Origin of the sequence: Pseudomonas sp. 3HC3, from assembly GCF_044904505.1 — a bacterium.
Taxonomy (GTDB): domain Bacteria; phylum Pseudomonadota; class Gammaproteobacteria; order Pseudomonadales; family Pseudomonadaceae; genus Aquipseudomonas; species Aquipseudomonas putida_Y.
The window spans coordinates 212,666-226,391 of the sequence record NZ_JADDRH010000005.1 but is presented as its reverse complement, the minus strand read 5'-3'; the positions used below and the strand labels follow the sequence as shown (position 1 = coordinate 226,391).

The 13,726-nt window shown below is 62.1% G+C and carries 13 protein-coding genes; 4 read left to right on the top strand and 9 right to left on the bottom strand.

Annotation, left to right across the window (positions count from 1 at the left end):
- Nucleotides 1-40: 40 nt before the first annotated feature.
- On the top strand, nucleotides 41-730 hold the full coding sequence (locus tag INQ47_RS11370) for a hypothetical protein (RefSeq protein ID WP_404701703.1): 690 nt from the start codon (nucleotides 41-43) through the stop codon (nucleotides 728-730).
- Nucleotides 723-1,379, top strand: a complete 657-nt coding sequence (locus INQ47_RS11365; RefSeq protein ID WP_252460508.1) for a hypothetical protein — start codon at nucleotides 723-725, stop codon at nucleotides 1,377-1,379. The genes INQ47_RS11370 and INQ47_RS11365 overlap by 8 nt, the downstream gene beginning before the upstream one ends.
- Nucleotides 1,380-1,419: 40 nt before the next feature.
- On the opposite strand, the gene INQ47_RS11360 is transcribed toward INQ47_RS11365, so the two are convergent.
- From INQ47_RS11360 to INQ47_RS11320, 9 genes are all read right to left on the bottom strand, one after another.
- Complete coding sequence (locus INQ47_RS11360; RefSeq protein ID WP_014592545.1) at nucleotides 1,420-2,016, bottom strand: MarC family protein; 597 nt, start codon at nucleotides 2,014-2,016, stop codon at nucleotides 1,420-1,422.
- A gap of 76 nt (nucleotides 2,017-2,092) precedes the next feature.
- Entirely contained in the window at nucleotides 2,093-4,864 is a 2,772-nt protein-coding gene (locus tag INQ47_RS11355) for a response regulator (RefSeq protein ID WP_404701702.1), read from the bottom strand.
- A gap of 135 nt (nucleotides 4,865-4,999) precedes the next feature.
- Nucleotides 5,000-6,295, bottom strand: a complete 1,296-nt coding sequence (gene purD / locus INQ47_RS11350) for a phosphoribosylamine--glycine ligase (protein WP_003249685.1) — start codon at nucleotides 6,293-6,295, stop codon at nucleotides 5,000-5,002.
- Nucleotides 6,296-6,441: 146 nt separating this feature from the next.
- Nucleotides 6,442-8,049: a bifunctional phosphoribosylaminoimidazolecarboxamide formyltransferase/IMP cyclohydrolase gene (gene purH / locus INQ47_RS11345; RefSeq protein ID WP_003249687.1), complete on the bottom strand. Its 1,608-nt coding sequence runs from the start codon at nucleotides 8,047-8,049 to the stop codon at nucleotides 6,442-6,444.
- A gap of 81 nt (nucleotides 8,050-8,130) precedes the next feature.
- Complete coding sequence (gene fis, locus INQ47_RS11340) at nucleotides 8,131-8,451, bottom strand: DNA-binding transcriptional regulator Fis (RefSeq protein WP_012274390.1); 321 nt, start codon at nucleotides 8,449-8,451, stop codon at nucleotides 8,131-8,133.
- Nucleotides 8,448-9,461 (bottom strand): tRNA dihydrouridine synthase DusB, encoded by a 1,014-nt coding sequence (gene dusB, locus INQ47_RS11335; protein ID WP_003249695.1) that lies wholly within the window; start codon nucleotides 9,459-9,461, stop codon nucleotides 8,448-8,450. The genes fis and dusB overlap by 4 nt, the downstream gene beginning before the upstream one ends.
- A 206-nt stretch (nucleotides 9,462-9,667) precedes the next feature.
- Nucleotides 9,668-11,011, bottom strand: coding sequence for a DUF3426 domain-containing protein (locus INQ47_RS11330; RefSeq protein WP_404701701.1), 1,344 nt, complete (start codon nucleotides 11,009-11,011; stop codon nucleotides 9,668-9,670).
- A gap of 42 nt (nucleotides 11,012-11,053) precedes the next feature.
- Nucleotides 11,054-11,932 carry a 50S ribosomal protein L11 methyltransferase gene (prmA, locus tag INQ47_RS11325; RefSeq protein ID WP_209963221.1) on the bottom strand — a complete coding sequence of 293 codons (879 nt, stop codon included), beginning with the start codon at nucleotides 11,930-11,932 and terminating at the stop codon, nucleotides 11,054-11,056.
- A gap of 117 nt (nucleotides 11,933-12,049) precedes the next feature.
- Nucleotides 12,050-12,505, bottom strand: coding sequence for a MaoC family dehydratase (locus INQ47_RS11320; protein ID WP_019752601.1), 456 nt, complete (start codon nucleotides 12,503-12,505; stop codon nucleotides 12,050-12,052).
- Between the two features lie 143 nt (nucleotides 12,506-12,648).
- Between INQ47_RS11320 and INQ47_RS11315 the strand changes: the two genes are divergently transcribed.
- Both INQ47_RS11315 and INQ47_RS11310 read left to right on the top strand, forming a co-directional pair.
- Nucleotides 12,649-13,011, top strand: a complete 363-nt coding sequence (locus tag INQ47_RS11315; protein WP_209963223.1) for a CidA/LrgA family protein — start codon at nucleotides 12,649-12,651, stop codon at nucleotides 13,009-13,011.
- Nucleotides 13,008-13,724 carry an LrgB family protein gene (locus INQ47_RS11310; RefSeq protein ID WP_209963225.1) on the top strand — a complete coding sequence of 239 codons (717 nt, stop codon included), beginning with the start codon at nucleotides 13,008-13,010 and terminating at the stop codon, nucleotides 13,722-13,724. The genes INQ47_RS11315 and INQ47_RS11310 overlap by 4 nt, the downstream gene beginning before the upstream one ends.
- Nucleotides 13,725-13,726 lie beyond the last annotated feature (2 nt).

Here is a 13,726-nt window from a genome sequence, read left to right as displayed (position 1 = left end):
GCCTGTCGACACGGCGTCGACGGGCCTGGAGGGCCTACTGATGCATGCCAATTACACTTTGTGGTTGAACGGCAATAGCCTGGTATTGATCGACAACTCCGTCAGTGCTTCACGAGCAGAAGCGCTGTTGGATGTTCAGCTGGCAGCCTACCTGACCGCTAACAAGGGGCACGCCATTCAGGACGCTGTGTGGCACAAGGAATATCTGCGAATTCAGGGTAACTTCGGCTGCACAGTCGCGACCTTGCATTCCGGCGCCGCGCCTGCTGAACCCGCAGTGGTCTGTGAACCGTGGAAGATGCTGCGGACCAATCTCTTGGCAGGTGTGCCAAGCGCCCTTCAGGGGCCGGTAGCCAAATGCCTCGACGCTTACGCCGCCCAGCCAGACGGCGCTATTGAACAATTGTTATGGGTGGAGTGTGTTCGGCCCCCGGACGATGAGGGTGTGAGCCATGTACGTATGGAGTTACGCCTGATACTGGCTGATTCCGGCGTCATCAGTACCGAGTTGGGCTTTAGCACAGCAGAGAACCTGGCGACGGATTGGCTGTGGCAGCCACTGAAACTTGCAAGTGTCCATCCCGCTCAGCAGTTCGATGCCAATTATTTCACCCATGAAAAAGTGATCAGTTCGATTAGTACGGGCTTGCATGACTCCATCAAGGTCAAGCAATTGCAGTACCGCAGCCAGGTCAAACTTGCGACATCATCAGGAGTCGACAATGAGTGAGTTCAATCAAAATGCCGCCAGTGGCAAACTCGTCCACAGCAGCCTGCTTTCATTCTTGCCAGGTGTTAGCCGCGAAGCCCGTGACGACATCCTGTTGGCCAATGCGTTTGCCCAGCAAGTTGCCTGGGGGGATTTTAACGAAGGCCTGGAGCCGGACTGGTTCAGGAACTACTGGCGTAACCTCGCGTTTCTGGGCTTTGATGGCAAGCTCGCGCCCACTGCGACTCGACCGGGGCCGGACAGGACCAGCCTTGCTGAGCAGGCGCTTGCCCAGGTTCGTCAGAAAGGCTCCGCCGGTCATTATCAATCTGCCCAGTCGTCGCTTCAGGCACTGCGTAATGACAGCCAGACCTTGACCGCGTTTGAATCCCGGGCAGTCTCCAAAGCTGTCGGACGTTTTCAGTTGCTGCCTTGCTCCCAGCAGTCGAGCGGCTTCATCGACATGGTGTTGGTCCACATGGAAATGTCGATGAAAAAGACCTCCAAGGACTTCCTGTTCATGCAGTTGAACAGTGAAGTAAAAATCCTGGACATGCGTGTCGAAGTGATCCACTTCAACTTGCAGGGGTTCCGCGAAGACTACCGCAAGCGGGCCCAGGCCAGTGTCGACAAGCAAAATGGCAAGGCTATCCTTGAGCTGCGGTTGTAGGCCTCCGGCCTACCGGTCTGGACCGCTTAGGCTCTATACCCTAGGGCAGCAGGTAACCGCGAATCCCGGTAAAGATGATCTGTGCTGCCAGGGCGCAGACGAATAGCCCCATCAGGCGGCTGACGATTTGCAAACCCTGGTCACCGAGCAGGCGCTCGATGCCGTGCGATAGATAAAGCACCAGGCCTACGGTAAAGCTGGCCAGGGCAATGCTGACGATGGCCAGCAGTTTTTCATCCCAGTGCGGCTGGCTTACCCCCATCACCAACAGGGCACCGATGGTGCCGGGGCCAACCGTCAGCGGAATGGTCAGCGGTACGATGGTCACATCCTGCTGCACGTTGTCGGCCTGTACCGCCGGCTTGCCCTGGGCCATGCCCAGGGCCGAAATGAACAGCACGCTGCCGGCACCGATGCGGAAGGCATCGGCGGTGATGCCGAAAATACCGAAGATCGCCCGCCCGAACAGGTACAGCATCACGCTGGCGACCAAGGCTGCGAACGCGACCTTCCAGGCCAGTTGCTTGCGCTCCTTGCTGGAGTGGCCGCGGGTCAGGCTGATGAAACACGACAGCACGAAGAACGGGCTGTAGAGCACGAGCATTTTCAGGTAGACGCTGAACAACTCATGGAGCATGAGCAGTGTTCCTTGGGGTTTATGCCGGCGCGGCCTTGTGTCGCGAGGCCGCTCCTGCAAGAGCATTGGATATTGGTCAGGGAGTATGTGCCGGGTCCGCCTTGACTTCCCGATGATTGGCCCAGTATTGAATCAGCTCGCGCAACTGCGACAACTCCACCGGCTTGGCCATGTGCCCGTCCATGCCCGCCAGCCGCGCGCGTTCCTTGTGTTCGGCCAGTATGTGCGCAGTCAGTGCCACCACCGGCGTGCGCTGGCGCTGGTTTTCAGCTTCCCAGGCCCGCAACTGCTGGGTGGCCGAGAAACCGTCCAGTATCGGCATCTCGCAGTCCATCAACACCAGGTCATAATGCTGCGCTTTCATCGCCTGCAAGGCCTCTTCACCATTGCAGGCGGTATCAGGCTTGAGGTTGAGCTTGCCGAGCATGCTGCGGATCACCTTGGTCGAGATGCTGTTGTCTTCGGCGACCAGCACGAGGAAATCGCCTGGCAGGTCAAGCGCCTGGGGGGTGCCAGGCAGGCTGGCAGGCATCGCCTGTTCCCGGCCGCGCTGGGCCAGCTCTTCGGCCAGGGTGGTCTTCAGCGTGTAGCCGGCCACCGGCTTGGCCAGTATTCGCTTGACCCCGGCGTTGCGCGCGATGACTTTGCTCGGCGCATTGCTGATGCCGGTGAGCATCACCACCAGGATATCGTGGTTCAGGCTCGGGTCTTCCTTGATCTTGGCGGCCAGCTGCATGCCGGTCATGCCGGGCATGTTCTGGTCCAGCAGCACCGCGTCGAAGTAGTCGCGCAGGTGCGCCTTGGTGCGCAAAAGGGCCAGGGCCTCCTTGCCTGACGGCACCGCGCTGACGTTCATGCCCCAGGCGCTGCACTGCTGTACAAGCACCTTGCGGCACGTGTCGTTGTCGTCCACCACCAGCACGCGGGCATCGCGCAGCGGGCTGTCGAGGTCCGCCGGTGGCTGTTCCAGGCGCGAAGGGTCCAGCGGTAAGGTCAGCCACAGGGTGTTGCCCATGCCGGTGCTGCTCTTGATGCCGAACTCGCCCTGCATCAGACCGATCAGCTGTTTGGCGATGACCAGCCCCAGGTGGCCGCCCAGCTTGTTGCTGGAAAGGAAGTGGTGGCTGTGCAGCTCGGCCTGCAACAAGGCTTCACGGTCGGCGGCGGGCAACGGCTCGCCGCTGTCCTGCACGGCGATACGCAGGCGTGGCACCTCGCCGCGTTGATCCAGCGCCACCACCAGCAGGATCTCGCCCTGGTCGGTGTTTTTCAGGGCGTTTTCCAGCAGGCTCGACAAGGCCTGGCGCAGGCGCGTCGGGTCTCCGCTGATAACCCGCGGTACTTGTGGCTGGGTGAAGCTGATCAGCTCGATGTTCTGTTGCTCGGCCTTGGCGCGGAAGATGTTCAGGCAATCCTCGATCAGCGCGTTGAGGTCGAACTGCACATCATCCAGTTCGATCTGCCGGGATTCCAGCTTGGAAATGTCCAGAATTTCGTTGATCAGCGTCAGCAGCTCGTTGCCGGCGCTGTGGATGGTCTGCACATAATCACGTTGCTTCACCGACAGCGGTGTGCCCAGCAGCAGTTCAGTCATGCCTAGCACGCCGTTCATTGGGGTGCGGATTTCGTGGCTGATCTTGGCCAGAAACTCGGCTTTGGCGTTGATTTCCGCATCGCTGGCGGCCAGTGCACGGCTGGCGCTGAAACGCTCCTCGCTTATGCGCCGCAGCCGTTCACTGACTGCCAGGTTGAGCAGCAGGCCACTGACCACGGTCAGGCCCAGCAGGATGCACAGCAGCCAGGGTGTCGAGGTGCGTGTCAGGCCCAGCAGGGCTGGCAGCAGTACCAGGCCTCCGAGGTTGAACACCACCATGGCCAGGCTGAACAAGCGCCCGGGAGCATAGCCCTTGTACCAGTGGTAGCTGCTGACCAGCAGCATGCTCACGCTGCCCAGCGCCATCAGGGCGTAGGTCATCAGGTTCAGTGGCAGGGTATCGACGAACAGCAGCACCAGGCCACTGAGCCCGACAATCAGCATCTCACCCTGCAGCAGGCGATTCAGCCGTGGCGAATTGCACGGCGAAAAGAAATGTTGGGTGAAATACAGCCCGGACAGGCCGGCCAGGACCAGCGTCAGGTAGGCAGCAGGCGTTTGCGCACTGTGCCACACATGCCACCAGGGGCCGCTGAGGTTCAGCAGGATCAGACCGCTGAGCAGCATCAGGCCGTGGTATAGCGCCAGGATCAGGGTAGTGCTGGAGCGGGTGTAGAGGAAGCGGATCAGGTTGTGCATGATCAGCATGATCAGGCCGCCGAACAGCATGCCGAACAGCAGCGGCTGGCGTTGGTCCGAGGCCGCTTGGGCCGCAGACTCCAGGCTGATGGCCGGCCGCAGCTGGTGCTCTGAAACCAGGCGCAGATAGATGTCCAGCGGTTGCCTGCTGTTGGGCAGGGGCAATACATGGTCGCTGCCGCGCAGGGTCGGGCTGGCATTGCCGGCCTGGCGCCCGTGGTGCAGCTGACGCAGAAGTTGCTCGCCTTCAAGGGCGTAGAGGTCCAGGCCAGAAAGGTCCGGGGCAAATACCCGCAGCAGTTGCTCCTGGTCACCTGGAGCCAGACGATAGTGCAACCACAAGGCCTGCCCAGCCGGGGCAGCGTCAAGGTCGGCGAGAGGCAGTGGGCTGAACTGGTTGCGATAGCGCTCGGAGCGCACATCGCTCAGTTGCAGGTTGGCCTGTTCGTCGAGCAGAACGGTCCAGCCACCGTCATGTTCGGCCGCAGCCGGAAACATGCAGAGCAGGGTCAGCAAGCTGACGATCAGAACTGAGGCAATCCGAAGCCGACGCACTACGAAATCCCTTCTTGGCCGATGTGCCGGGTACTCACTATGCGCGGCGCGCCAAGTCGAAGGCAAGGCCCATGCCGGGCCCTGTCGACGAGCCGGATGCCGCAAGCTGAATCAGCTACGGCAAACCGGTAATACTTACTGCTGGTGCTCACCGCGCTCGCGGGCGATGGCCCGATAGCCGATGTCGGAACGGTAGAAGCTGCCGTTCCAGCTGACTTCCTTGGCCAGGCGATAAGCCTGCTGCTGCGCGTCGGCAACGGTGCTGCCCATGGCGGTGGCACACAGTACGCGCCCGCCGTTGGTGGTTACCTTGCCATCCTTGAGCGCAGTACCGGCATGGAACACCTTGCCTTCGATCTTGGCGGCAGCGTCCAGGCCGTTGATCACGTCGCCCTTGGCGTAATCGCCCGGGTAACCGCCAGCTGCCAGGACCACGCCCAGGCTCGGGCGCGGGTCCCACTGTGCTTCGACCTTGTCCAGGGCCTTGGCGAATGCAGCTTCCACCAGCAGTACCAGGCTCGACTCCAGGCGCAGCATGACCGGCTGGGTTTCCGGGTCGCCGAAGCGGCAGTTGAACTCGATGACCTTGGGGTTGCCCGCCTTGTCGATCATCAGGCCGGCGTAGAGGAAGCCGGTGTAGACGTTACCTTCCTCGGCCATGCCGCGCACGGTTGGCCAGATCACCTGGTCCATCACGCGCTGGTGCACGTCGGCGGTGACGACCGGGGCAGGGGAGTAGGCGCCCATGCCGCCCGTGTTCGGGCCGGTGTCCTGGTCGCCGACGCGCTTGTGGTCCTGGCTGGTGGCCATGGGCAGCACATTATGGCCGTCGACCATGACGATGAAGCTGGCTTCCTCGCCGTCGAGGAACTCTTCGATCACGACGCGCGAACCGGCTTCACCGAAGGCGTTGCCAGCCAGCATGTCACGCACGGCTGCTTCGGCTTCTTCCAGCGTCATGGCGACGATCACGCCTTTGCCTGCCGCCAGGCCGTCGGCCTTGATCACGATTGGCGCGCCTTTTTCCTGCAGGTAGGCCAGCGCTGGCTCGATCTCGGTGAAATTCTGGTAGTCGGCGGTCGGGATCTTGTGACGCGCGAGGAAGTCCTTGGTGAAGGCCTTGGAGCCTTCCAGCTGGGCCGCGCCCTTGGTTGGGCCGAAGCAGTCCAGGCCGCGGCTGCGGAACAGGTCGACCACGCCGATAACCAGCGGTGCTTCCGGGCCGACGATGGTCAGGTCGACGTTTTTCTCGGCGAAGTCTGCCAATTGTTCCAGGGCGCACACGTCGATGGCGACGTTCTCGCACTTGGCTTCAATGGCGGTACCGGCGTTGCCCGGTGCAACGAAGACTTTCTCGACGCGTGGGTCCTGGGCGACTTTCCAGGCCAGGGCGTGCTCACGGCCGCCGCTGCCGATGATCAAAACTTTCATGTCAAAACCTCGATTCAAGTGATCCCGTGGCTTGCACCGAACACTGTGGGAGCGGGCTTGCCCGCGAATGCGGCGGTGAATCCACCATCGTATTCGCGGGCAAGCCCGCTCCCACAGGATCTCGACTCGCCTCGGGATCCGCGTAATTAGTGGCGGAAGTGGCGCATGCCAGTGAAGACCATCGCGATGCCGGCCTCGTCGGCAGCAGCGATGACTTCAGCATCACGCATCGAGCCACCCGGCTGGATCACGGCGCTGATACCCACTTTAGCTGCATTGTCGATGCCGTCACGGAATGGGAAGAATGCATCCGACGCCATGACTGCGCCCTGCACCTGCAGGCCAGCATGCTCGGCCTTGATTGCAGCGATGCGGGCGGAGTTGACGCGGCTCATCTGGCCGGCGCCGACGCCGATGGTCTGGCGCTGCTTGGCGTAGACAATGGCGTTGGACTTGACGAACTTGGCCACTTTCCAGGCGAATACCAGGTCGTGGATCTCTTGCTCGGTCGGGGCACGCTTGGTGACGATCTTCAGGTCATCGGCGGTGATCATGCCGATATCGCGGCTTTGCACCAGCAGGCCACCGTTGACGCGCTTGAAGTCCCAACCGGCAGCGCGCTCGGCTGGCCACTCGCCGCACTCCAGCAGACGTACGTTCTGCTTGGCAGCCACCACGTCGCGAGCGGCCTGGGAGATTTTCGGAGCGATGATCACTTCGACGAACTGGCGGTCGACAATGGCCTTGGCGGTTTCGCCGTCCAGTTCACGGTTGAATGCGATGATGCCGCCGAACGCCGACTCGGTGTCGGTCGCGTAGGCCAGGTCGTAGGCCTTGCGAATGCCGCCCTCGTCTTCCGGTACTACCGCCACGCCGCACGGGTTGGCGTGCTTGACGATGACGCAGGCCGGCTTGACGAAGCTCTTCACGCATTCCAGCGCGGCGTCAGTGTCGGCCACGTTGTTGAATGACAGTTCCTTGCCTTGCAGCTGGACAGCAGTGGAAATGCTGGCTTCGCCTTTCTTGGCTTCTACATAGAACGCCGCGCTCTGGTGCGGGTTCTCGCCGTAGCGCATTTCCTGTGCCTTGACGAACTGGCTGTTGAAGGTGCGCGGGAACTCGCTGCGCGCCTCGGTGCTCAGGGTGTCCTTGGCCTGGTCGATGGTGCCCATGTAGTTGGCGATCATGCCGTCGTAGGCGGCAGTGTGCTCGAACGCCTTGAGCATCAGGTCGAAGCGCTGGGCATAGGTCAGGCCACCGGCCTTGAGGCCTTCGACGATGCCGGCGTAGTCGCTGGCGTTGACCACGATGGCCACGTCCTTGTGGTTCTTGGCTGCCGAGCGGACCATGGTCGGGCCGCCGATGTCGATGTTCTCGATGGCGGTCGGCAGGTCACAGCCAGGCTTGGAAATGGTGGCTTCGAACGGGTACAGGTTGACCGCAACCAGATCGATCGGCTTGATGCCGTGCTCGTTCATGATGGCGTCGTCGGTACCACGACGGCCGAGGATGCCGCCGTGGATCTTCGGGTGCAGGGTTTTGACCCGGCCATCCATCATTTCGGCGAAGCCGGTGTAGTCGGCCACTTCCACCGCGTTTACGCCGTTGTCCTTGAGCAGCTTGTAGGTGCCGCCGGTGGACAGGATCTCGACACCGAGCTGCTGCAGCTCACGGGCGAATTCGAGGATACCGGTCTTGTCGGAGACGCTGATCAGGGCGCGGCGGACTGGCAGGCGGGTAGTCTGGTCGGTCATTTCGGATTCCAATAACGCGGTGGAGTCAGCAAAAAAGGCGCCTCTGTTCAGGGAGTCGCCTTTTCTGGATGGGATTCTGGCTTACAACAAGTCGTACTGCTTGAGCTTCTTGCGCAGGGTGCCTCGGTTCAGCCCGAGCATCTCGCTGGCCTTGGTCTGGTTGCCCTTCACGTAGTTCATCACGCTTTCGAGCAGGGGCGCCTCGACTTCGGAGAGCACCAGGTTGTACACGTCCGTCACGGTCGCGCCTTCCAGGTGGGCGAAGTAGTTGTGCAGCGCCTTCTCGACGCTGTCGCGAAGGGTCTGGCCCTCTTCGCTCGGCGTGTTGAGGTGCTGTTTCAGGTTGGCGTTGTCGCTCACGGGCGTTGTTCCACTCACAAATGTCTCGGTCATCATCGTCATGCGGCCACCCCTTGTCCGTCCTCTGTCTCAAGGCTCTGTCGACGTTCGCTGAAAAACGCGCGAACGTTGGCGCACTGCGCTTGTGTGTCTTCCAAAGCGTTGAACCGGGCGCGAAACTCCTTGCCGCCGGGTCGTGTTGCCAGGTACCAGCCAACGTGCTTGCGGGCGATACGTACGCCCATCACATCGCCATAGAAGGCATGCAGCGCGGCCAGGTGCTCCAGCAGGATGCGTTCCACTTCGTCCAGTTGCGGCGCTGGCAGGTGTTCGCCAGTGCGCAGGTAATGCTCGATCTCGCGAAAGATCCATGGCCGCCCCTGGGCAGCCCGGCCGATCAACAGGCCATCGACCCCGGTGGTTTCCAGCACCGCCCGGGCCTTTTCTGGCGAGGTGATATCGCCGTTGGCAAAAACCGGGATTGACACCGCCTGCTTGATGGCAGCGATGGTGTCGTATTCGGCTTCGCCGGTGTACAGGTCGGCACGTGTGCGGCCATGCACCGCCAGCGCCTGAATGCCAGCCTGTTCGGCGATCTTCGCCACGTTCAGGCCGTTCTTGTTCGCCCGGTCCCAGCCGGTGCGGATTTTCAGGGTCACCGGTACGTCCACGGCGCTGACCACGGCGTGGAGGATCTCGCTGACCAAGGCTTCATCTCTCAATAAAGCAGAGCCTGCGGCTTTGTTGCAGACTTTTTTTGCCGGGCAGCCCATGTTGATATCGATGATCTGGGCACCCGCTTCGACGTTGGCCTTTGCCGCCGCTGCCATCATCTGCGCATCACCGCCGGCGATCTGCACCGAGCGTGGCTCGGGATCACCTTCATGGATGCGGCGCAGGCTCGACTTGCGGCTGTTCCACAGGCTCATGTCGCTGCTTACCATTTCCGACACCACCATACCGGCGCCCAGGCGCTGGCAAAGCGTACGGAAAGGCTGATCCGTCACCCCGGCCATGGGCGCGAGGATCAGGTTGTTACGTAGTGTGTATTGGCCGATGCGTACCGCCGACATAGGTGATCCCTGTTGTGGGGCCGAATCTTGGAGTTCGAAAAAGGGTTGGCATGATACCCGCTCTCGATGACTGGATAAAGATGGATTTGGATAAAATCTGAACAGTTGCCTGCTTATGCCTTTGCGCTTCAAGCAGCAAGCGACACGCCAAAAGCGGCTACGTTTTGGGCCTCTTGTCTTGTGGCTTGCTGCTGGCCGCTTGTCGCTTATTCCGGCGAACGGAAGCTCAGGCTGTAATTCACGGCCTTCGGCCCCGGGTCGAGGATGTCCAGGGCAATGTGGATCGGCGTCTGGCTGGGCATTTCGCCACGCCCTGCCAGTTCGCCCGACAGGTACTCGCTGGGCTTGAAGCGACGGCTGGCGATCAGTTGGCCATTGAGGTCGGCGAAGCGCAGCTCCAGCAACGGGAACGGCTGGGCGAACGGCGCACGGTTGTAGATGATCGCGTCGACAATCAGGGCGCCCTTGAAGTCCGGGTGGCTGCGCACCACCAGATTGCTGCTCTTGATCCGTGCAATATCGACGCGGGTTGGCACCTGGCAACCGACCATCGGGCAGATCTGCTGGAAAATCGGCCGATACTGGTCCTGGCGGGCCATTTCGTCGAAGTGGAACCATACGTACTGGAAGGCCAGCAGGCCGGCAGCCAGCAGGGTCAGAAAGCCCCACAGCAGGCGCTTGCCCCAGTGGGGTGCGGGTCTTTCCCAGCCCAGCTGCAGCGGGTCGTCGACCACGTCGACCAGCGGCTCCTTGCGCGAGGGGCGCTCAGGTTTGCCGGCAAGGCCTGGTTCCAGGCGCTCTCCGGGCAGCGGCTCGACTGGCTCGTCGTCATGCGCCGAGAGGCGCAGCGCCAATGGCTCGTCGTCACGGGCACTCAGGCCCTTTTCCGGGGTTTCGTCATCGCTGATGCGCAGCGGTTCGCTGAGCGCGGGATGGTCATCGCGTTCGGCCGCACGGTGCGCGGGCGGCTCGCCATCGATGTCCAGGTCAAGGTTGCTGCCCAGGGTCGGCTCGGTGCGCTCGCCGGGTTCAGGCTCCAGGTCCAGTTCCAAGGGCTCAGGCTCCAGTCGTACTGAGCCAGGCTCTGCCGGTTCCTGCGGCGCGTAGGGCTCATCGGTAGCCGTGTCGAAAAGGTCTTCTGCGTGCTCGTCCGGGTGAAGTTCGTCGCGCCGTGCCTGCAGTTGATCACCTAGGCTGGCCGGGCGGGTCGGGGCCGGTTGGCCGCGACCCTCCAGGCGCTCCAGTTCCTTGTCGAGGTCAAGCTCGTCCAGCGCTTGGGCGGTAAGCGCCCAGTCCTGGTCAGGGGAGCTGCCGCGTACACTGATGGCAGGCTCTGGCGCCGGTTCGGCAGGCGCTGCAGGTGCCGACGCCGGTACCACGGGGGCGCTGGTGGGCGCGGCGCGGTTCTGCTCCAGCAACTGCTTGGCGGCATTGAATACCTGCAGGCAATGCCCGCAGCGCACCACACCGCGGGCCACGCTCAACTGGTGGTGGGTGACGCGAAAGCTGGTCTGGCAATGCGGGCACTGGGTGACGAAACTGTCGGTCATGCGGCGATCCGGGAGCTGTGCAGAAATGTATTCTAGGCCCGCTTAGCGACGCCGACCACTGATGCGTACCCAGCCGTCGCGCACGACGATCGGGTCCAGTTCAAAGTCGGCGGCGTAAGCGGCGGCCACTTCTTCACCTTGCTCGGCGAGGATACCCGACAGCGCCAGCAGGCCACCTGGGCGAACCAGGCCGGACAATTGTGGCGCCAGCGACACCAGTGGGCCGGCGAGGATGTTGGCAACCAGCACGTCGGCCTGCATCGCCGGCATGTGCTCGGGCAAGTACAGCGCCAGTTTCTCGTCGGCAATACCGTTGCGTTGGGCGTTGTCGCGCGAAGCCTCGATGGCCTGCACGTCGATGTCGGTACCTACCGCTTCGCGGGCGCCCAGCAGCAATGCAGCGATAGCCAGGATGCCCGAACCGCAGCCAAAGTCCAGCACCTGGGTGCCTTCAAGCTGCTGGCCGTCGAGCCATTCCAGGCACAGGGCCGTGGTGGGGTGGGTGCCGGTGCCAAAGGCCAGGCCCGGGTCGAGCAGCAGGTTCACGGCGTCCTTTTCCGGAGCATCGTGCCAGCTGGGCACGATCCACAGGCGGCGACCGAAGCGCATCGGCTGGAAGTTGTCCATCCAGCTGCGTTCCCAGTCCTGGTCCTCGATCACCTCGGCCTGGTGTTCGGGCAGCTCGGCGCCGGTCAGCAGGCGCAGGTGGGCGAACACCTGTTCAGGGTCGGCATCGGCCTCGAACAGCGCCAGCAGGTGGGTGTGCGACCACAGCGGGGTGGTGTTGAGGTCTGGTTCGAAGATCGGTTGATCTTCGGCATCCATGAACGTGACCGAGACGGCGCCTACTTCAAGCAGCGCATCTTCATAGGTTTCGGCTTGTTCCGGGCTGATGGCCAGGCGTACTTGCAGCCAGGGCATGGCGGGCACCTTTGATAAATCGACAGGGGCAGCCCTAGGCTGCGCGAAGGCTGGCAGTTTACGCGAGTGCGGGGGATTTGTGGATCGGGGGCTGCATAGCAGCCCCTGGGGCATGTATCAGACAAAACAAAGCGACAGCGACTCGGCTATATAAGCAGGCTTCTCTTCACCTTCGATCTCCAGTGTGGCAATCGCCTTGAGTAGCCACTGCCCCGGCTTTTTCTCCACCACCTCGCCCAGCTTTACCTTCAGCCGAACGCGGCTGTCGACCTTGACCGGCTGAATGAAGCGCACGCTGTCCAGCCCGTAGTTCACCACCATCTTCAGCCCTTGCGGCAGGACGAGGATGTCCTCGATTAGCTTGGGGATCAGCGACAAGGTCAGGAAACCATGAGCGATCGTGCCGCCAAACGGGGTTTTTGCCGCCTTCTCAGGGTCGACATGGATGAACTGGAAGTCGCCGGTCGCCTCGGCGAACAGATTGATGCGCTGCTGGTCAATCTTCACCCACTCAGAGTGGCCCAGCTCCTTGCCAACGTACTGCGAAAGCTCTGTAACCGGTACATGGGGCATCGCGGACTCTCCGGGTTGTCAGTTGGTACGAAAGTACAAGATCAGCACGGCGAACCGTTTCAGTCAAGTTGCCCGCTTTTCGGCGAATATCGGTCTCTAGCTGCGCGTGCTTATAATGGCGGCCATGCACGAGGGAGATGCTTATGCTGTTGCGTGGTTTGACCTGGCTGGTGCTGTTCCAGTTGCTGGGGACGGCGATCAATCACCTGTTTGTACCGTTTTTGCCCGGCCCGATCATCGGCCTGTTGTTGTTGCTGTGCTTCCTCATGGCCCGCGGTGAGGTTGGCAAGCCGCTGAACGAGGCCGCCAGCAGCTTGCTGCGCTATCTGCCGCTGTTACTGGTGCCGCCGGCAGTTGGGGTGATGGTATATGCCAAGGACATTGCCGCCGACTTCTGGGCGATTGTCGGGGCCTTGCTGATCTCCTGCCTGGTGACCCTGGTGTTCGTCGGTGTGCTGATGCAGAAGCTCATCCAGCGCCAGGGCAAGCGTGAGGAACAGCCATGATGTTCGACTGGCAGGGCGCGCTCGATGCGGTCATACATCACCCATTGTTCGGTATCGGCATTACGCTGGGGGCCTATCAGGTAGTGCTGGCAGCCTACGAGAGAACCCGCTGGATCTTCTTGCAACCTGTACTGGTATCGATGCTGCTGGTGATCGGCGTGTTGCTGCTGAGCGGTATCGATTACAGCGAGTACCGCAAAAGCACCGAAATCATGAACATCCTGCTGGGGCCCGCCACTGTGGCCCTGGCTGTGCCGCTCTATCTCAACCTGCGGCGTATCCGCCAGCTGTTCTGGCCTACATTTACTACGCTGGTAGTCGGAGGCCTGTTCGCCACGCTCTGCTGCTTGGTGCTGGGCTGGTGGTTCGGTGCCGAGCACATGATCCTGATGACCATGGCGCCGAAGTCCGTCACCTCGCCGATCGCCATGCTGGTGGCCGAGCAGATTGGCGGGGTGGCGGCCCTGGCAGCAGTGTTCGTGTTGATTACCGGGGTGATCGGGGCGATCTTCGGCCCGGCGTTGCTGAGCCGCTTCGGCGTGCACAGCCCTGAGGCGCGCGGCATGTCGCTGGGCGTGACCGCACACGCAGTGGGCACTTCGGTGGCCCTGCAGGAAAGTGACGAATGCGGCGCCTTTGCCGCGCTGGCGATGAGCCTGATGGGGGTGGCTACAGCGGTGTTCCTGCCGCTGGCGGTCAGCCTGGTGGCTTGAGG

Excerpts from the sequence above, each read along its gene's own strand:
- INQ47_RS11315 (WP_209963223.1), top strand. The coding sequence starts at position 12,649 with ATGCTGTTGCGTGGTTTGACCTGGCTGGTGCTGTTCCAGTTGCTGGGG.
- prmA (WP_209963221.1), bottom strand. The coding sequence starts at position 11,932 with ATGCCCTGGCTGCAAGTACGCCTGGCCATCAGCCCGGAACAAGCCGAA.
- fis (WP_012274390.1), bottom strand. The coding sequence starts at position 8,451 with ATGACGATGATGACCGAGACATTTGTGAGTGGAACAACGCCCGTGAGC.
- dusB (WP_003249695.1), bottom strand. The coding sequence starts at position 9,461 with ATGTCGGCGGTACGCATCGGCCAATACACACTACGTAACAACCTGATC.
- purH (WP_003249687.1), bottom strand. The coding sequence starts at position 8,049 with ATGACCGACCAGACTACCCGCCTGCCAGTCCGCCGCGCCCTGATCAGC.
- INQ47_RS11360 (WP_014592545.1), bottom strand. The coding sequence starts at position 2,016 with ATGCTCCATGAGTTGTTCAGCGTCTACCTGAAAATGCTCGTGCTCTAC.
- INQ47_RS11310 (WP_209963225.1), top strand. The coding sequence starts at position 13,008 with ATGATGTTCGACTGGCAGGGCGCGCTCGATGCGGTCATACATCACCCA.
- INQ47_RS11330 (WP_404701701.1), bottom strand. The coding sequence starts at position 11,011 with ATGACCGACAGTTTCGTCACCCAGTGCCCGCATTGCCAGACCAGCTTT.
- INQ47_RS11320 (WP_019752601.1), bottom strand. The coding sequence starts at position 12,505 with ATGCCCCATGTACCGGTTACAGAGCTTTCGCAGTACGTTGGCAAGGAG.
- INQ47_RS11370 (WP_404701703.1), top strand. The coding sequence starts at position 41 with ATGCATGCCAATTACACTTTGTGGTTGAACGGCAATAGCCTGGTATTG.
- INQ47_RS11365 (WP_252460508.1), top strand. The coding sequence starts at position 723 with ATGAGTGAGTTCAATCAAAATGCCGCCAGTGGCAAACTCGTCCACAGC.
- purD (WP_003249685.1), bottom strand. The coding sequence starts at position 6,295 with ATGAAAGTTTTGATCATCGGCAGCGGCGGCCGTGAGCACGCCCTGGCC.